At 35.0% G+C, this 18,962-nt stretch carries 20 protein-coding genes; all 20 read right to left on the reverse strand.

Annotated features, from left to right (window positions below; translation table 11 throughout):
* Nucleotide 1: 1 nt before the first annotated feature.
* The 20 genes from FAF07_RS07055 to FAF07_RS07150 all read right to left on the reverse strand — a co-directional run bounded on the left by FAF07_RS07055 (nucleotide 2) and on the right by FAF07_RS07150 (nucleotide 18,829).
* On the reverse strand, nucleotides 2–1,228 hold the full coding sequence (locus FAF07_RS07055; RefSeq protein ID WP_142784434.1) for a murein hydrolase activator EnvC family protein: 1,227 nt from the start codon (nucleotides 1,226–1,228) through the stop codon (nucleotides 2–4).
* A gap of 2 nt (nucleotides 1,229–1,230) precedes the next feature.
* The gene (locus FAF07_RS07060; RefSeq protein WP_142784435.1) at nucleotides 1,231–1,992 is read right to left on the reverse strand and encodes a DUF4292 domain-containing protein; all 762 of its coding nucleotides are present in this window, start codon (nucleotides 1,990–1,992) and stop codon (nucleotides 1,231–1,233) included.
* Complete coding sequence (locus FAF07_RS07065) at nucleotides 1,992–3,332, reverse strand: tetratricopeptide repeat protein (protein WP_142784436.1); 1,341 nt, start codon at nucleotides 3,330–3,332, stop codon at nucleotides 1,992–1,994. Before FAF07_RS07065 ends, FAF07_RS07060 begins: the two co-directional genes overlap by 1 nt.
* Nucleotides 3,333–3,471: 139 nt before the next feature.
* Nucleotides 3,472–4,491, reverse strand: a complete 1,020-nt coding sequence (locus tag FAF07_RS07070; protein ID WP_142784437.1) for a sugar phosphate nucleotidyltransferase — start codon at nucleotides 4,489–4,491, stop codon at nucleotides 3,472–3,474.
* 43 nt (nucleotides 4,492–4,534) lie between these two features.
* A complete protein-coding gene (gene dut / locus FAF07_RS07075) occupies nucleotides 4,535–4,969 on the reverse strand; it encodes a dUTP diphosphatase (RefSeq protein ID WP_142784438.1) in 435 nt (144 codons plus the stop codon).
* 34 nt (nucleotides 4,970–5,003) lie between these two features.
* Entirely contained in the window at nucleotides 5,004–6,467 is a 1,464-nt protein-coding gene (locus FAF07_RS07080) for an oligosaccharide flippase family protein (RefSeq protein ID WP_142784439.1), read from the reverse strand.
* 65 nt (nucleotides 6,468–6,532) lie between these two features.
* On the reverse strand, nucleotides 6,533–7,036 hold the full coding sequence (locus FAF07_RS07085; RefSeq protein ID WP_142784440.1) for a hypothetical protein: 504 nt from the start codon (nucleotides 7,034–7,036) through the stop codon (nucleotides 6,533–6,535).
* Between the two features lie 265 nt (nucleotides 7,037–7,301).
* Nucleotides 7,302–8,162, reverse strand: a complete 861-nt coding sequence (gene atpG / locus FAF07_RS07090) for an ATP synthase F1 subunit gamma (protein ID WP_142784441.1) — start codon at nucleotides 8,160–8,162, stop codon at nucleotides 7,302–7,304.
* A gap of 100 nt (nucleotides 8,163–8,262) precedes the next feature.
* Nucleotides 8,263–9,840: a F0F1 ATP synthase subunit alpha gene (atpA, locus tag FAF07_RS07095; RefSeq protein WP_142784442.1), complete on the reverse strand. Its 1,578-nt coding sequence runs from the start codon at nucleotides 9,838–9,840 to the stop codon at nucleotides 8,263–8,265.
* A gap of 61 nt (nucleotides 9,841–9,901) precedes the next feature.
* Nucleotides 9,902–10,438: an ATP synthase F1 subunit delta gene (atpH, locus tag FAF07_RS07100; protein WP_142784443.1), complete on the reverse strand. Its 537-nt coding sequence runs from the start codon at nucleotides 10,436–10,438 to the stop codon at nucleotides 9,902–9,904.
* Between the two features lie 7 nt (nucleotides 10,439–10,445).
* Nucleotides 10,446–10,946 (reverse strand): F0F1 ATP synthase subunit B, encoded by a 501-nt coding sequence (locus FAF07_RS07105; RefSeq protein WP_142784444.1) that lies wholly within the window; start codon nucleotides 10,944–10,946, stop codon nucleotides 10,446–10,448.
* 80 nt (nucleotides 10,947–11,026) lie between these two features.
* On the reverse strand, nucleotides 11,027–11,218 hold the full coding sequence (gene atpE, locus FAF07_RS07110) for an ATP synthase F0 subunit C (RefSeq protein WP_142784445.1): 192 nt from the start codon (nucleotides 11,216–11,218) through the stop codon (nucleotides 11,027–11,029).
* Nucleotides 11,219–11,254: 36 nt separating this feature from the next.
* Nucleotides 11,255–12,343 (reverse strand): F0F1 ATP synthase subunit A, encoded by a 1,089-nt coding sequence (gene atpB / locus FAF07_RS07115; protein WP_142784446.1) that lies wholly within the window; start codon nucleotides 12,341–12,343, stop codon nucleotides 11,255–11,257.
* A gap of 194 nt (nucleotides 12,344–12,537) precedes the next feature.
* Nucleotides 12,538–12,924, reverse strand: coding sequence for a hypothetical protein (locus tag FAF07_RS07120; RefSeq protein WP_142784447.1), 387 nt, complete (start codon nucleotides 12,922–12,924; stop codon nucleotides 12,538–12,540).
* Nucleotides 12,924–13,097 carry an AtpZ/AtpI family protein gene (locus FAF07_RS07125; protein ID WP_142786563.1) on the reverse strand — a complete coding sequence of 58 codons (174 nt, stop codon included), beginning with the start codon at nucleotides 13,095–13,097 and terminating at the stop codon, nucleotides 12,924–12,926. The genes FAF07_RS07120 and FAF07_RS07125 overlap by 1 nt, the downstream gene beginning before the upstream one ends.
* Before the next feature lie 16 nt (nucleotides 13,098–13,113).
* A complete protein-coding gene (locus FAF07_RS07130) occupies nucleotides 13,114–13,551 on the reverse strand; it encodes a bactofilin family protein (protein ID WP_142784448.1) in 438 nt (145 codons plus the stop codon).
* Between the two features lie 3 nt (nucleotides 13,552–13,554).
* Nucleotides 13,555–16,110 (reverse strand): type IX secretion system periplasmic lipoprotein PorW/SprE, encoded by a 2,556-nt coding sequence (gene porW / locus FAF07_RS07135; RefSeq protein WP_317130341.1) that lies wholly within the window; start codon nucleotides 16,108–16,110, stop codon nucleotides 13,555–13,557.
* Nucleotides 16,111–16,227: 117 nt separating this feature from the next.
* Nucleotides 16,228–16,923: an ABC transporter ATP-binding protein gene (locus FAF07_RS07140; protein ID WP_142784449.1), complete on the reverse strand. Its 696-nt coding sequence runs from the start codon at nucleotides 16,921–16,923 to the stop codon at nucleotides 16,228–16,230.
* Nucleotides 16,924–16,934: 11 nt separating this feature from the next.
* The gene (locus tag FAF07_RS07145) at nucleotides 16,935–18,413 is read right to left on the reverse strand and encodes a DUF5687 family protein (RefSeq protein WP_142784450.1); all 1,479 of its coding nucleotides are present in this window, start codon (nucleotides 18,411–18,413) and stop codon (nucleotides 16,935–16,937) included.
* Nucleotides 18,414–18,421: 8 nt separating this feature from the next.
* The gene (locus FAF07_RS07150) at nucleotides 18,422–18,829 is read right to left on the reverse strand and encodes a DUF2059 domain-containing protein (RefSeq protein WP_142784451.1); all 408 of its coding nucleotides are present in this window, start codon (nucleotides 18,827–18,829) and stop codon (nucleotides 18,422–18,424) included.
* Nucleotides 18,830–18,962 lie beyond the last annotated feature (133 nt).

Below are 18,962 nucleotides of genomic sequence, written 5' to 3' on the forward strand. Positions count from 1 at the left end.
ATCACATTTTATAAATCCAACTGGCTGGATTTTGCGTATTACTTTCTTTTGAAATACTAAAACTAAGGATAGCTTCACCACTTGAAGGATTTGTAAATACCTCGCCAATGTCTTGCTTGGTCTTCACTTTGTCACCTGTTTTCACATAAACCTTGGATAGATTTTTATAATAGGTAATATAATTTCCGTGTTTCACAATCACAAACGGATTGATGTTTTTCATCACCACAACCCCAATCACTTCACCGTTAAAAACAGCCCTCACTTTAGCGGCTTTTTCTGTAGCAATTCTAACCCCGTTACTCCGTATTGTTAACGATTTATCAATAGGAGATGGTTGCGTACCATACCCTACTTTTACATAACCCTTTTCAACAGGCCACGGCAGTTTCCCTTTGTTTGATAAAAAATTAGAAGCCAGTACTTTTTCTTCAGCAGTTAATGCAAAACTAGAACTGCTAGCAGCTCTACCTGCTTTTTTGTTCGATTTCGCAATGGCCGCTTTTATAATTCTATCTATCTCAGCATCAATTTTTCTAGCTTCTCGTTGTTTTTTCTTAATTTGAGCGGTATATCTGCTCAAATTACTTCTAATGGAAGCCATCAAAGTTCTGTGCTGTTTTCGTTCGCCTTCCAAAGATTTTTGTACAACTTTGTTTTCGGCAATAAGTTGCTTTTTAGCTCCCTTTTGTTTCAACAAATCCGTGTTTATCTGCTGTAATTCCTGTGTTTTTGCCTTGATTGTTTCCCCTTGTTCACGTTGGTGGTCCGAATATTGCTTGATGTACTGTAGGCGTTTGTAGGCCTGCTTAAAATCATTTGAAGACAACAGGAACATAATTCGACTTTGTTGGTTCTTACTTTTATAAGACTTCACAATCATACCAGCATAGGCTTCCTTTAATTGCTCTAGTTCTTCTCTAAGATTGGTGATTTTCTTTTGATTATTATTAATTTCCCTTGTTAACAAATTTGCTTGCTGATTGGTAACCTTGATTAAATTATCCAATACGCTTATTTTATAGTTGAAATCTTCAATTAATGAAAGTTGCGATTTCTCTTTTGATTTATTTTCAGCCCGTAACTCATTGATTTTCTGAATTTCCCTTCGCAGTTCCTGTCGCCTGGTCTCCAACTCCTTTTGTTTATTATTTTGGGAAAAAACAAGGGTGCTAAAGAGTAAACAAAACCCAAATAATAGAAATTTATGTAAGACTTTAATTGACATGTTTAGAGTTCTATTTCTTTATAGTCTGATGGGATTTTAAACGGAAAGCGTAAGGCTTCATTTAAAGAAACACCTTTATATTCTAAATGGATTTGCATTTCTTCATTTTCCTCGACAGCAATAATTTTGATGCGCTCAGGTAAAATTTGCTTATCTACATCTTGATGGGATAGGTAATCGATTTGTAAATGCCTAGAGGTACTTGATTGCGAGATTTGTTGCGACTTGACTTTAAAATAAGTGGACTCCAACAGCAAGAACAGTTCAAATAACTCACGCTGTTTTTTAGGCTGAAGCACGTAGGTTTGATTATCAACATACATTTTATAGCTATCGTCTCTTAAATTATAAAGGGCTTCACCTAAAAGTAAATTCTGAATTTTTTGAAAGTCCAACTCTGTTCCAAGTAAATCACTTAAATATGAGTAATCACCTTCAAAATAGGTATTGTCCAACTTATTATAAAAACTGAATTTCTCTGGAGTTATTAAAGCTTTCACTACCGAAATAGGCGTAGACAATAGTAATATTTTTTCATCCTTTTGCAACCGTATGTTTACCGTATAGCTCTTTTCTTTATTTTTCTCAACGATATCAATTTTAACCCGGGCAGCAAGCGTTTTGAAATTTGGTTTCTGTTTGGTGTTTTCCTTGATGAGTTGTTTTGTAGACAAGTTTAAATTAGCCTCGCCTTCGCTAATGGTTTTTGAAGTTTTACAGCTAAAGGCTAAAACTGATAAACAAATATATAGGCATGTCTTCATTAATTGGGGGATTGTAGTTGTTTTGCTTTATCACTAAACGCTTTAGCCTTTGCAGTATTGTTTAGTTGGGTGTAGGCTTTACTGAGCTGATTATAAAAATCGGTTTCCATTTTCGGGGCATCAATAATATAATCAAGTCCTAATTCTAAAATGACAATGGCTAATTTCGATTTATTCAAGGCATTTAAAGATACGCCGTTTATCAAATAGAGAATGGGTTGCGAAGGATAATTATCTAAGGCATTGGCACTCCTTTTTGCTGCTACATCAAACTGTTTTAAATCAATATAGAGCAGTAAGGTATTGCGTAATACTTCAAAATTATTTTTATCCTTGTTTAGAGCTGCTTCATAATACTCCAACGCTTTTGCTTTGTCTCCTTTTGCAATGTAGTACTGCCCCAATTCAATTAGTGTTTTTTCATTTTGTTGCTCTGATGCAATTGTCGTTGCTTCTACCAAGTCGGACTCAAATTGTGGGTTTTCACCAACAAAACTCACAAAATCTGAAAGCACTTTTAGTTTTGCTTCTGGTTTTATTTCAGGACTTTTAACAACAATTTTCATCGAGTTGATAGCTTTCTCAGCGTCATTATCATCCAAATAAAATTTATATAGAGCTAAATGGACCAATTGTGAATTCGGGTTTATTTTTAACAGTTCTTTAGCGATTTCAAAGGCTTTTTCCTGCTCGTTATTTTCGCTGTAGCGAAAAATGAGTGCCAAATAATTGGATTCTCTATCAGGATTATTTTCAACACGCGCTTCTAGATTTTTTATTTGATCTGACTTACGACCTGTTGCTTCATAAACCTGATTTCGCATGATGTCCCTAGCCATAGAAATACCAAGCGTTTTATCTAATTCATCCAAAAGCTCCAAAGCCTCATTATACTTTTTGTTCTTTATGTAAAGTGACGCCAAATCTTCTTTATAATCTGGATGGTAAATTACGAGCTGTTTTAGTGTTTTAATGGCTTTTTCAAAATTATTCTGTGACACATAAAACCCATACAGTTCGTCTAGAAACCATTCGTTATCCGGTTCTAATTTCACGGCTTTCTTTAAGGCGTCTTCTGCATCACCGAAGTTTTTTAACTTCACATAGTTTTTACCCAATTCAAAATATAACACAGGTTTTGAATCATCAATCTCAATACATTTTAAAAGTGCCTCAGCAGAACGGTCATAGTTTTCAATACCTTTTTGCTTTAAGGCTTCATAAAATAATTCCTGAAATTCATCCTCATTGTTTCCTAAATCGTCATTTTGAGCATAATTTACCTGAGGAACGATTACCATTCCGAAGAAAAAGAAAAGTATATAAAATTGCTTTTTCATTGAATTTACAATGTCAGCCTAACGTCGTTTACTTATTTCGTTTAAAAAATATGGTTGATTTCAATATTACTCGACAGGACTACATATTTCAAAATATGTACCAAACTCTGTTTGATGAGATTCCTGCCTTCGCAGGAATTTATTCCAATACCGAATAATCACCAATGCTAATACTTGTAAAGTCACCATCATAATTCACGTAATTCCCTATCATCGCATTATCTAAATTAGCGTTTTTAATAGTGGTATGTGTTTGTATTAAGCTATTTTTAACGATTGAATTTTCAATAATGGTATTATTCCCAACGGAAACGTAAGGACCAACCGTTGTGTTTATTAGCACGACATTTTCACCAATAAAACAGGGTTCGATAATTTTAGAGTTCTCTAAGGTAACCGATTCTGAAATCAATGCTTCTTCGCCATCCCCTTTTAAAAACCCTAACATGCGTTGATTAGTTTCGATGGTTATGGCTTTATTTCCACAATCCATCCACTCATCAACAGTTCCTGTTTTAAATACCTTTCCATCAGCCATCATGCGCTTAATACCATCGTTAATTTGGTACTCGCCACCATTCATAACGTTTTCATCAAGAATTTCTTGCAATTTATCTTTTAAAACAGCCACGTCCTTAAAATAATAAATCCCTATAACCGCTTGATCGCTGACAAATGTTTCTGGCTTTTCTATCAATTCGACAATGTCATCATTGGCATTTAACTTGACTACACCGTAAGCTTCTGGATTATCTACCTGTTTTGTCCAAATAACGCTATCTGCGGTGGGATCCAAATCGAATTCAGCTCGAATTAAAGTATCTGCATAGGCAATCACAGCTGGCCCCGATAAAGATGGTTTAGCGCACATAATAGCGTGACCCGTACCTAAAGGCAGATCTTGCCTGTATATGGACGCTTTAGCACCTAAATCGGTTGCCAAAGCCGTTAAACTTTTTACCACATCATCGCCAAACCAAGCAGGGTCACCAAGCACAAATGCGATTTCCTCGATAGGTTGTTTTAAAACTTTAGCAATATCTTTTACCAATCGGTGAACAATGGGTTGACCTGCGACTGGTATTAATGGTTTTGGTACGGTTAAACTATGAGGGCGCAAACGAGAACCTCGTCCTGCCATGGGTACTATTATTTTCATTATTTAAATGTTGATTCGTTGATTTGTTAATTTGTTTAATCGTTTATTTTACGCCGGTACTCCCAAAACCACCTTCACCACGTTTGGTTTCAGATAATTCTTTTGTTTCTTTCCATTCTGCACGTTCGTGTTTTGCAATAACTAATTGTGCAATACGCTCTCCATTTTGGATGGTAAAATCTTCATTTGAAAGATTGACCAAAATAACGCCTATTTCGCCTCTATAATCGGCGTCAATAGTTCCAGGCGCATTTAATACGGTAATTCCTTTTTTTGCTGCTAATCCGCTTCGTGGTCTTACTTGGGCTTCATATCCAATGGGCAGTTCTATAAATAATCCTGTGCCCACAATACTTCTTTCTAAAGGTTTTAAAACTCTTGACTCAGAAATATTGGCGCGTAAATCCATTCCGGCAGAGGCCAACGTTTCATAATGTGGTAAATCGTGATTTGATTTATTAATGATTTTAATATTCATTCCCTTCTCCTGTCTTCCCTAAGGGAAGAAACTTTTATTTAATTTTTAATACTCTTTTAATTTCATTTTTCTCTGAAAAATAAACAATTCCCAAAAATACAATTAACATGGAAACTCCTATAATATAATTGCCTCTAAATTGATAAAATGAAAGTATAGACAAGCCCATAGAACCAACCAAATAAACGCTTATTTTCTTAAGGTTATAGGGTATGGGGTAATACTTTCTTCCTAAATAATAGGAAAGTCCCATCATGACGGCATACGCTGCTAAAGTAGCTACTGCAGACGCCTTATAACTGTAGGTTTCAATAAAAATATAGTTGATTACCAATGTTACAAGCGCTCCAACTATGGAAATATAAGCGCCAAATTTGGTTTTATCTGTAATTTTATACCAAACTGAAAGATTGTGATAAATACCCAAGCAAAAGTTGGCTATCAATATTATGGGTACCACCCACATCGCTTCCCAATACGCTTCGCTACGCACGATGATAGGTTTTAACACATCAGCAAATACTACTACGGTTAATAGAATTACAGCACCAAAAGCCACAAAGAATTCTAAGATTTTAGCATAATTTTTTTGAGGATTATCACTTTTGGCGTGACTGAAAAAAAAGGGTTCAATACCTAACCGGTAAGCCGTTGCAAATAAGGTCATGAACAAGGCTATTTTATAACATGCCGAATACATACCAATGTCGGTTTCAGCAATATCTGCTGGTAATAATTGTTTCAGTAAAATTCTATCAAAGGTTTCATTTATAGAAAAAGCAACTCCAGCAATTAGTACAGGAAATGCATAACGCATCATGGTTTTCCATAATGCACTATTAAATACATACTTAATTTTGGCATAAAAGGAGCTCATTAAAAGTAAGGTTACTGCACTAGCCACAAGATTGGCAATGAAAATATAACTCACCTCAAAATTTGGTTTATAAATACTACTGAGAAAAGCATGATCTGTTGTCAATCCTTTTAAAAACATTAGAAAGAATATATTCAGTCCTAAATTAATCGCTACGTTCAAGATTTTTATGATGGCGTACCTCATTGGTTTTTGGGTAGCTCGCAACCACGCAAATGGAATAATGACCAATGCATCTAACAGCAAAATCCAAATAACTAAGTTGATGTATTTAGCATCAATATCTATAAATGAAGCAATGTTATTTTGAAAAATCAAGGCCAATATAAAAAAGCCTAATGACGTTACAATCAAGGAAATAGTCGATGTCCCAATCACTTTATCTTTATCATCCTCCTTATTAAAGAATCGAAAAAAAGCGGTTTCCATACCATAAGCCAAAACCACATTAAATAATACAAAATATGAAAATATCACAGAGACTTTGCCGTACTCTGCAACAGAGGATAATACGCCTTTTGTTGTATAAAGCGGCACCAATAAAAAGCTTAGCATTCTTGGAAGTACCGTGGCTAAACCATAAATAAATGTTTGTTTAAATAAAGACTTAAGTCCGCTCAATGATGGGTTATTTGAAGTGCTAAAAATACGTTTTTAGCTAACGTAAACCAAAGATTATGTTATTGTTAGTTCGGTCGGACGCTAGGATATCGAGCTGACTCCTTTTTAGTAATCTTAGAAATCTTATAGTATAATGTTCTATTCCCTTCTTGATAACTTACTACGCACTCATTATCTTTTAATTCAAATGGTAGTTTTTTTGGGATTTCGGGAATTGGGTTATTATACTCTTCTATAGTCTCGCTACTCATAATAATATCCTGTTTTTGGTTCACTTTTGATGCAAAACGCCCCACATAAATGGAATTATTCTTAAATTCCAACTTCACTTGTTTTCCTTGAAAATAGACACTATCTAATTGAATGTCATTTGTATTCGCCATAATGGGAATGAACAAATTAACCCCAGAGCCACCGCCTTGTACACCTGCTACCCAATGTTGATAATAAACCGCTCCTATTTCGAGAGGCAACTCTTTCTGTAATTTGTATGTACTTGCGCATTGTGAAAAACTAGTCATAACAAAGGCCATTAAAACTAAAGCTATTATTTTTTTAAATAGTTGCATAATACTGATTTAATCATTTAAATATACCATTTTCAAAATTGATGCCATAAAAAAAAGTCTCAGGATTGTGAGACTTGATTATTTTTCTAATTCCTCTATTTGAAGATTCGCTCTTCGTCCAATTGTTCAAGGCTTTCGCACATTGAATATTTGCCTTTCGGCTAATTATTCAGAGCTTCCGCTGGTTGAAAATTTGACTTCGTATAGCTTCGTCTAATTGTTCAGAGCCTCTGCTGGTTGAAAATTTGACTTCGTATAGCTTCGTCTAATTGTTCAGAGCCTCTGCTCCTCCAACAATTTCAAGGATTTCATTTGTAATGGATGCTTGACGTGCCTTATTATAGGTTAATTTCAATTGATCTCTTAACTCAGTGGCGTTATCTGTGGCTTTATGCATCGCTGTCATACGTGCTCCGTGTTCGCTTGCAAAAGAATCCCTAATCCCTTTGTACAATTGCGTTTTTAATGACTTCGGAATAAGTTGCTCAACAATTTCAGCTTTAGAAGGTTCAAAGATATAATCTACATTATTTACGGCAGCGCCTTCAACTGGAACTATTGGCAAAAATTGTTCTACAGTTATTAATTGAGTCGCAGCGTTTTTAAACTTATTATAAACAATATCAATCTTATCGAATTCACCAGTGACAAATTTATCCATTAACAATTCAGCAATGGCAGCTACGTTATCAAAAGTTAAATCTTCATAAACCTCACTTTTATTAGCTATAACCCGATTTGTTTTCTTGAATGCATCGTTGGCTTTTTTTCCAATAGCCACATAAGATACTTCTTGATTAGCATACTTTTCATTACTCAACTTAGAAACCTCTTTGATTATGTTTGAGTTAAAAGCGCCTGCTAGACCTCTATTTGAAGTTATGGCAACAATAAGTACTTTTTGAACATCCCTTTGGGTTGAATATTTACTTCCAGAATCAGCATCTAAGGTTGCGCTTAAACTTTGCAAAAGCTCAGTTAACTTATCTGAATAAGGACGCATTGCTGTAATAGCATCTTGTGCCTTCTTTAGCTTTGCAGCAGATACCATTTTCATGGCACTGGTAATCTGCATCGTTGAAGATACCGATGATATTCTGTTACGTATTTCTTTTAAGTTTGCCATTGGCCCCACCTAACCTCCCCAAAGGGGAGGGATTTTGTTAGTTATACTTTATAATATTAATCCTCCTTTAACTCCTCCCCTTTGGGGAGGCTGGGAGGGGCTATTTATATTTCCCTGATAAATCTTTTGCTACAGCCGATAACGTATCTGTAACCTCATCAGTTAATTTTCCTGCTTTTAATGTTGCTAAAACATCACTGTGTTTGGCTTTTAAGAATTCTAAATAATCACGTTCGAATTCCTTGATTTTTTCAACAGGCACATCTCTTAACAAGTTTTTAGATCCAGCATAAATAATTGCTACTTGGTCTTCAACTGTAAAAGGATCATTTTGTGCTTGTTTTAAAATCTCAACATTACGTTTTCCTTTTTCAATGACATTCAAGGTAACAGCATCTAAATCTGATCCAAATTTCGCAAACGCCTCTAATTCACGATATTGTGCTTGATCTAATTTTAAAGTACCTGCTACTTTTTTCATGGATTTAATCTGAGCATTACCACCTACACGAGATACCGAAATACCTACGTTAATAGCCGGACGTACCCCTGAGTTAAATAAATCTCCATCTAAGAAAATTTGCCCATCTGTAATAGAAATTACGTTTGTTGGAATATATGCAGAAACGTCTCCCGCTTGTGTTTCAATAATTGGTAAAGCTGTTAAAGAACCGCCACCTTTTACCAAAGGTTTTAACGAATCTGGAAGATCGTTCATGTCTTTAGCAATATCATCATCATTAATCACTTTTGCTGAACGCTCCAATAATCTTGAATGTAAGTAAAATACATCTCCAGGATACGCTTCACGTCCTGGTGGACGACGTAATAATAAAGATACTTCACGATATGCCACGGCTTGTTTAGATAAATCATCATACACAATTAAAGCTGGACGACCAGTATCTCTAAAATACTCACCAATGGCAGCACCTGCAAACGGCGCATAAACTTGCATTGGCGCAGGATCTGATGCGTTTGCAGCAACAATAGTTGTATAAGCTAAAGCGCCTTTTTCTTCTAATGTTTTAGCAATTAATGCTACTGTTGATGCTTTTTGACCAATAGCAACATATATACAAAATACAGGCTCTCCTGCATCGTAAAATTCTTTTTGATTTAAGATTGTGTCGATACAAACCGCTGTTTTACCAGTTTGACGGTCACCAATTACCAACTCACGTTGACCACGACCTACAGGAATCATTGCATCAATAGACTTAATACCTGTTTGTAATGGCTCTGTTACCGGTTCACGAAAAATAACGCCTGGTGCTTTACGCTCTAAAGGCATTTCGTAAGTTTGACCAGCAATGGGTCCTTTACCATCGATAGGGCTACCTAAAGTATCAACAACACGTCCAACAATACCTTCTCCTACATTAATAGATGCAATACGCTCAGTACGTTTAACAGTCGATCCTTCTCTAACACCTACAGAAGGGCCTAACAATACAATACCTACGTTATCTTCTTCCAAGTTTAGTACAATACCTTCTAAACCGCCATCAAATTCTACTAATTCTCCATATTGAGCATTAGCTAATCCGTAAGCACGTACGATACCATCACCTACCGTTAATACTGTTCCTACCTCGTCTAAAGAAGCACTTGCTTCAAAACCTGATAGTTGTTGTTTTAAGATTGCTGATATTTCAGCTGGTTTTACTTCTGCCATTTTATTTAGTCTTTAGCTTTTAGCCGTTAGCCTTTAGAAATTAAGCCAACCTAAAACTATATTAATTTAATGTAAATTCTCTTTTTAATTTATTCAATTGATTTGCAACACTAGCGTTATACTGAATGTCGCCAATACGTAATATGAAACCACCAATAATGCTTTCATCAACAATATTTTCAACTTCAACATCTTTTCCAGTTAATTGCTTTGCCTTTTCTAAAACCTGCTTTTTTAAATCGTCGGTCAAGGCAATAGCTGTTGTAACGGTTGCTAGTTCAATGCCTTTGGATTTATCATATAATTGATTGTACTTAGCCGCTACCAGACCTAAAATATCAATTCTATTATTCGCAATTAAAGTATCAATTAGATTTAATGTGGATGTATTCGTGTTTTTAAAAACCTCCAATAATATATTTTTCTTAATGGAAGAACTAATTACAGGACTTTGAAGTGCTTCTCTTAAGTTTTTGTTGTCTGCAATGGTGTTCGTTATCAACTTCATGTCTTTGTTCACCGCTTCTGCTGTATTCAGATCTAAAGTTAAACTTAAAACTGCTTTTGCATAACGTATTGCTGCTCTTGCTCCCGCCATTATCTTTCTAGTTTAATACTGTTTCACCTAACATAGACTCTACCAACCTGAGTTGTTTGTCCTTGCTAGATAATTCTTCACGCACCACTTTTTCAGCAATTTCTATAGATAGTGTTGCTACATGGTTTTTAAGTTCTGCCATAGCTGCTTTCTTTTCGCTCTCAATGGCAGCTTGCGCTTGCATAATCATTTTATTAGCCTGCTCTTGCGCTTCGCCTTTAGCATCTTCAATCAATTTGTTTTTGATATCTCTTGCCTCTTTCAACATCTCCTCACGCTCTGCTCTTGCTTCCTTTAATAATTTTTGATTATCTGCCTGAAGGTTTTGCATTTCTAACTTTGCTTTTTCAGCAGCGTCTAATGCATTCTTAATACCTTCTTCTCTATCATTTACAGAGTCTAAAATTGGTTTCCATGCAAACTTTTTTAGCAAAAAGATTAGTGCTATAAAAAGTACGGCCTGCCAAAAAAACAATCCTAATGAAAAATCTTCAAATAATTTTCCCATAATAATTATATTTCTAAAAACTTATGTTTAATTAAAAAGAACAGCTATAACCAACCGTTATAGCTGTGTCTTAGTTTGTTTTATACTGCAAATAAAGCAGCAAATCCAATACCTTCAATCAAAGCTGCTGCGATAAGCATAGCTGTTTGAATTTTTCCTGTAGCTTCAGGTTGACGAGCGATTGCATCCATAGCAGAACCACCGATTCTACCAATACCAATACCTGCTCCAATTACTACTAAACCTGCACCTACGATAGCTGGAATTTCCATAAAAATATATATTAAATTAATTAAACATTCAATTTATTAATGTGCTTCATCATGTTCCTCAACGGCCATACCGAAGTATAATGCTGAAAGCACTGTAAAAATGTACGCTTGTAACGCAGCAACCAATAATTCTAAAATTGCTAAAACAAACGCCAATAAAAGCGATAATGAACTTCCTAACCAATTTTGGAATAGAAATATCATACCTATAATACTCATTAAAACCACGTGTCCTGCGGTAATATTAGCATACAAACGAATCATTAATGCGAACGGCTTGATAAACGTTCCTAATAATTCGATGGGTGCTAATATAATTTTCATTGGCCATGGCACACCAGGCATCCAGAAAATATGTTTCCAGTAATTTTTATTTCCAGAAAAGGTTGTGATTAAATAGGTTAAAAGCGCCAAAAACAAAGTCACCGCAATGTTATTAGTCACGTTCATTCCTATAGGCGTCAAACCAAATAAATTCACAATCCAAACAAAAAAGAATACGGTCAATAAATAACTCATATATCTTTTATAATGCTTTTCACCAATGTTAGGAACAGCTATTTCATCACGTACATAAAGCACAATAGGCTCTAATATACGCCCCGTTCCTTTTGCCATGCCATTGTTGCTTCTATATGATTTTGCCATTCGACTAAATATAATAAACATGATTAGGAACACCATAAAAATCATGACAACATTTTTAGTGATAGAAAAATCTAATGGTTTTTCATTAATCGCATGACCTTCCTCATCTTCTATGATATCTCCGTTTAATCCGTCGACTTTATAAATTTTAGAATGGTGCACTTTATAGTAATTGCCACCAACCTTGGCAACGGTTTCACCGTGATGAAATTTAGAAGACAAAAACACTTTTAATCCATTATCCCAAAGGATAACAGGCAATGGAAATCCTACATGTTTTTCTTCTCCAGTATCTGCTGTATAAGAAAACAGATTGAAGTCATACGAATCTTGTAAGTGATGTTGAATATAGTCTTTTACTACTGTTTTTCTATCGCTGCTAGACGCATCGTTTTTGCTACTTTCATTCCCATAGGAAACAAAAGTTATTAATAGAAGTAATAATGTTATTGGTTTCAAAGATATTTTTCTTCGCATATCACTTTAAATAATAGTGGCTTAAAAATCGGTGCAAAGGTATGTTTTTATATCAAAACCAAAAACTATTTTGCTTTTTATTTCACAGGAGAATTATTCTATATTTGGCATCATATTTATGATTAAGGGCATGAACCTGTTTTCTGATTAACAACCTGCCCATTTCCCAAATTATGGTGATGATTTACAAGGATTTATTCCAAGGCATTTAACCATTTGCTAAGACTGGTAGTTTCTAAAACTAAACCCGTTGCATAAGGTACGAAAAAAGCAGCAAATTCTAATTTTGAAATGTTACCATCCATTTTAAAAATAGGATAAAACACAATAAAAAATACGGCAAATTTGAGAAAGCTCCCTATTAGAAAAATAAAGCCTAATTGACTCTTAAGCTTTTGTCTTAATAGATACAAAACACCAAAAATTAAAATTATAAGTATGCCATTAATTATATAAGATAATACGATGTTGTTATCAAATAATGAAAAGTCCAATAAATAAAGAGTTCCTATATGAATTCCAAAACCAAGCGCCAAAAGCAAGATCGCTTTAAGCGTAAAACTAAGAAAAGGATTAGGCATTATTTGTTGATTCGGTTAACTTGTTTAATAACTGCATAGAGCGAAATAGCAACCCCAAGAAGTGTTGTAATAATAGTATATAGTTTTTCGCCAGCATTGAATTTTACATCCAGCCACTTGCCCAATAGCACAAAGAGATAGATGGTAACACCCATTTGAATGGCCACTCCCATAAGAACAGCTGCATTTTTAAGCTGGCTTCCCGGGTTCTTTTTGTTTTTGTTGTTGCTGCTGTTGTTGCTGTCCACTTTTATTCATTTCTTTAACGGTTCCTTTCATAACGCAGGTGACGTTAAATGTGGCTCCTGGTTCTACGGCTAATTTGCCAACTACAACTTCGCCCTCAATATGAGCTGCGGCTTTTAATGTTAATGTCCCGGACAATGCTAACTTTCCAGAAAACTTGCCTTCAAAATAAGCATCTGTTCCTTGCATGGTGCCTTTTACAAATCCTGTTTTTCCCACGACTACTTTTCCTGTGGTTCTAATATTACCTTCGATGATACCGTCAATTCGGAAATCGCCTTCACTATTAAAATCTCCTACAATTTTAGTGCCTTGGGAGATTATATTTTGACTTGATGTACCTTCTACCATGGTTTTGTCTTTTTTATTATCAGAGAACATAATTTAATTATTACTGATGTTTAAATAGGTGTCCAGATTTTTATGAATCTGGATAATTTGATAATTTACCGATGCTATTGCAAAGTAAGGTTCTTTTATTTTCTGCTTGTCTTTTTTAGTCATTAATTGGTCAAATGTGTTTGCTATTTGCCCGTTTTTAAAGCCGTGTATCACAACAAATGTTGTACTTGGGTTATAGACATCCACAGATGTTTGTAAGTTATAATACCGAATGTTTTCAAGCACCTCGTCCAAAGTTTTTTGAAATTCTGCTATGCCTTCTTTTTTAGAGCTGTCAAACTTAAAAATGATTTTAAAGTTATTGGCTAAACTATCCGTTTCCTCTATAAATTCTTTGTTTTTAAGTCTAGGTAAAACAGAAGATTGAATAATTTCCGCTTCTTTTCCTTCTGGCGTGTTCGCGTAAGTAACCGCCACATAGTTAATCCCCTTTTCATAAGCTTCATAGCCGTAAAGTCTTCCTGTTGCTGTCGCTTTTAAAAGTTCGAATTTTGAAACTTCGGGTTCGCCATCAAATACATTAATATAATCTTCAGCTTTCTCAATAGCTGCTACATATTCTTGCGCCTCGTACTGTTTATAAATTGCTTCATACAAGCTTTCAGGACTATTTTCATCTCTTGCCGTTATTAAATCTGGGTTGCTTAAAATGGCAGCGTATCTCGATTCTGGAAAGTTGTCAATAATGTCTGTTTTGGCAATGTTCGCCTCATCATCTTCATCTAACAAAGCATAAATTTTATATAGATTATACTTTGATGGTAACACAAGGCGTTCCTCAGGATTGCTTTTTAATAAATCCTGAAACTTGTCTTTAGCCAACTGGTATTCTTTAAATTTTTCCTTATAAATGAGACCCAACTGGTAGTAGGCAAAATTCCGCTCTTTGGAGATGCTGTCTATCACCTTTTCTTCGGAAGGGATTTTTGATATGTAAAATTCCGGATCGAATAACTCTTCTTCTGAAGCTGAGGCCAAAATATTATTTGAAGCATTATTACGCACTCCTGATTGCCCTCTATTAGACCATCTCCAGTTATCTTCTAAGGGTCTATCTCCCCAAATTTTCACAAATTCATTCTTTCCATACGCTGCCGTAGTAGGGTTGTAAAAGTAAAATGCCGCCGCTTGATTATTGGCGCTACCCGCAGGTTTTGCACCGCCTATTTTATTATTCACAGTAGCCAATCCTTGGTTCCGTAGCGCCGCTTCCGCTTTTTCCTTATCCGCTTCTGCCTTTGCTTTCAGCGTTTCAACATAGGTTTCAAAATAGGCAAGACGTTCAGGTTCTGGTAAATTTACTAGATGAAGAATACTATCATTTACCGTAGCAATTTGCTCATAATAAATGACATCCTCTAAATTCTCACGCTTGCGTTTTATAGCTCTATAAGGTTTAGAATTCACCACCAAATTAGTCATGGTACTATCGTAATAATTTCCAGCTTCTTGATAGAACGAATTATCAAAATTCATATCCCCAAGAATTTCGTGATTTCTGGCTTTAAGTTGTTTGTCTGATGTGTTTGTTCGTAACGACTTATTAAAATATGCAACTGCTAGGGTATCCGATTGATTGTTTAGATGATAAGCACCAATCTGATGGTAGATATTATCTAAAAAGGGTCTGTTTTCTCGATTTTCCTCCAGACCTGTCATTAATTCTATAAGCTCTAACTTGTTTCCATTCTCATAATCGAAATTTTTAATTTTTTCAATATGCGCACTAATCATATAAATACGAGGCGTTTTTCTATTGAGTTCAATTACTTCACTAAAGGCAACATTCGCGCTGTCCTTATATCCTAAAGTATTATAAAGCTGACCTTGTATAAACTTGTAACGACCACGTTCATCATTACTTTTTGTGGCAATTCCTGCAATCTTTAATTGTGCTAAAGCACTATCTATAGATTTTGTGTTTAAATAGGCTTGCGCTAAAGTGGATGTGGCATCTGCTATATCTTGATCTTCAAGCTCATTTTGTTCTAAAAGACGTTTTAAGTTTTTAATGGCCAATTCGTCATTTTCTAAACGCATATTGGTTTTTTCTCTCCAAATTTTTGCCTGATTTATTTTATCGCTTGCTGGATATTTATAAAGAATGTAGTTGAAGGCTTCCAATGCGGGCACGAAACGCTGATCGAAATACCGCGCTTTACCCAAAAGTAAATAAGCCTCGTCTATTTTCGGGTTCTTTTCTTTCCCTTTTAAATTGATACTGTGTTTTTGAATGGCCTTAACCGCTTTCTCTTCGGCCCTGTTAAAATTTTCGTTTTTAGATTGACCTGGAAGAATGACCTCTTCTGAAATCTGCATACGCTCGATAGGAAGAATCTCCCAATAATTATCGGCATACCCTAAATTGAGACTGTTTCTGCCTTCCTCTAAAGCATTATAACCATTGTATAAGGCGTTATATTCTGCAGTAACCGCATGGTAATTACGTGTAATAAAGGTGTCCTTTTTTCGAGAACAACCCATCACTAACATGGCAATTAATACGAAAGTAGCTATGGCCTTATAAGTAGTTTTCAATGCTGGTATTTTTAGTCTACTAAATAACTAGAAACTCTAGCTATTATTATATAGAATGGTAAAAATAAGCATCTTTTTGGATTTACCTATAAAATCAAGTTGCTTTTGGTGAAGCTTTTAGCCAGCAAAATGTACCTCCAGTTCTTTTAAGGTGGCGTCACTTGTAGCCAAGTCTTTAACGACCTCGCCTTTTTCCAATACCACAATACGTTCACAAACATCGGTAACATGCATTAAATCATGGCTAGATATTAGCATGGTGACGCCTTGCTTTTGGGCCAGGTCCTTGATAATGCCTTTCAGTCTTATTTGAGTTGTTGGATCTAAGTTTGCAAAAGGTTCATCTAAAATAATGACTTCTGGGTTTCCTATAAGAGCTGCAACAATACCCACCTTCTTTTGGTTCCCCTTGCTTAAATCGCGTAAATACTTTTTCTGCCCTAAGATTTCACCGTGAAAGAAGTCTTCAAACTGAGCAACAAGATTGTTAACATCTGCTTTGTTTTGCCCGCGTAACTCCCCAATAAAATAAAAATATTCTTCGGCAGTTAAATAGCCAATCAAAAAGCTTTCATCTATAAATGATGACGTGAATGGTTTCCAATCTTCACTTTCGTGAACCAAAATATTATTGTTTTTTATAGAACCCGTGGTAGGCTGAATTAAGTCTAACAGCAAACTAAAATAGGTGGTTTTACCAGCACCATTATTGCCTACTAAACCAAAACTTTGTCCTTTTGGAATGTCTAGTGATTCTATATGAAGCACGACGTTGTCGTTATATTTTTTTGATAAGTTAGATGTGATTATCATGTGTGTTGTTATTAATTGTTCTGATCAAAAGCACTGATCATTTTATATTTTGATGCTTGGTATTTGGCCGTAATAAACGCCATAAGCTTAGAATGAAAGATAATACCGATAATGCCTAATATGGCCAAAACTAAACAGCCGACTTCAAATCCAACCAAGAAATACGTCAGACCAAAAATAGCCAATGGCAATAACATTAACGGAATCCCTATAAGCCATTGTACGGCACCAGTACCTTGATAATTGAACGCGGCGCGTTGGTTTAAATCTATTTTTTTTCTATTGTAAGAGCCCCCAATTAGAATGACATGTGTGTTCACACCAATATTATAAATGGCCGCTGCAAAATGTGCCAGTAGAATTTTCCACCCAAAATAAACGTATGGAATACTTAGTACAAATAAAATAATCACACTAAGTGTCATGAGGGTGAATTTAGATTTTAAATATTGTTCGTATTTAATATTCTGGCTCATAAGCAGCTTGTAATACCCACTGTCCCAAGCTGGAATAAATTGCCCGAAATTAATTAGAAAAATCCCAGTCACAAAAATGCCAATAAATGCAAAAAACCATGGCATGTCTTGATAAGTAGGCTGCGGATAGAAAAACAAGCCATACAACAGACCTAAAACTAGCATCCAAACCGATGATTTAGCACGTTTGTTACGCCATAATAATTTTAAATCCAACTGCATAAATGGTGCAATCTCTCCAAAATTCTTCGTCCAGTCTAAGTTAGAAGCTTTTACCTCTTGCACTTTGGTTTTAAGCGAGCTGTCTAAAAATAGCTTTTGATGCAGTATTTTAAAATTATACAGATATAACCCCAATAATATAAGCAGTGGTATAACGAGTAACAATGGGTTTTCTGATATCCCCATAATTCCATTTGATAAGGCTTCAGAAATATTTATAATATTAAAATGATCTAAAGCAAACAACGCACCAGCAAATACTATAAGTGGTAGAAAAGACAATTCGGTTTCCGCTGAAAGACTTTCAATTATAAAATTTAAAAAATTATTGATTAAGGTGATCAAAATGATTGTAATAATCCAGATAATAATTGTGCCCACATCGTAACCGTTACTAATGAGCATCACCCCAAAAGGAATAATGGCAAATAAAGGCAGGACATTTATAAAGGCCATCACCGATTTGCCAAGTACAAAGTTTACCACCTTACTACGTTTTATTGGTAGTGTAAGTAGAGGTTTTACACTCATAACTGGGAGCTTCTGAAAGAAGAACCGAATCATAAGATCGCCCAAAATCCAAAAAAACAAGAATCCATTAAATACAACAAAGGGGTCGCTATCTGGAAACATTTTTTTCAATAACGGATACATCGCAATACCCATTGCCAAAAACATGGCTATAAAATACAAGGCAAAAAAGCCCATAAATATTTTAATAGCAAGGCTTTTTCCAAAACTAGCCGATCTAAAAAACTGTTTCCACTCTAAGCTTAAAAAATGTTTAATCATAGTTCGGATTAGTTATGTTTTTGTGCAATCCCTTGAACTTCCATTCCCCAGGATTGTCCAAACATCATTGCCTTTTGTGTTAATTCCAGTTGTTTGCTTGCAAGCTTTTTGCCTAAATCGGTATTATAAAAATCTACTAATTCATGAATTTCATCTTGAGTAAAAGCCTCCATGTATAAAGCAGCCATTTTTTCGTATAACGGCGGCAATGTGGCTCGAGCTTCTTTTGAAAAGGCCTCTTTATTAACCTCTGGAACCATAGCGCCTATTTGACCTATGGCTTTTTCAAAAGCATCACCAGCGCCAGTAAGCTTAAGAAATTCAATGGTCTCATTTTTAAAATTGGTCTCTTCTTGCGCTTGAGCTTGGGCTGATATAACAACTATAAATAGGCATACAAGTAATACTTTTTTCATTCTTATTGTTTTTTGATGGTTATTATTTGTGTTAATCGGATGATATTATTGGATTAGTAAACTTTTTGTTCCATTTGTTACATGCAAAATAAAAAATAACAAATCTACTTTACTATTTTTGTCAAAAATATTT

It is taken from the genome of Changchengzhania lutea (assembly GCF_006974145.1).
GTDB classification, from domain to species: Bacteria; Bacteroidota; Bacteroidia; order Flavobacteriales; family Flavobacteriaceae; genus Changchengzhania; species Changchengzhania lutea.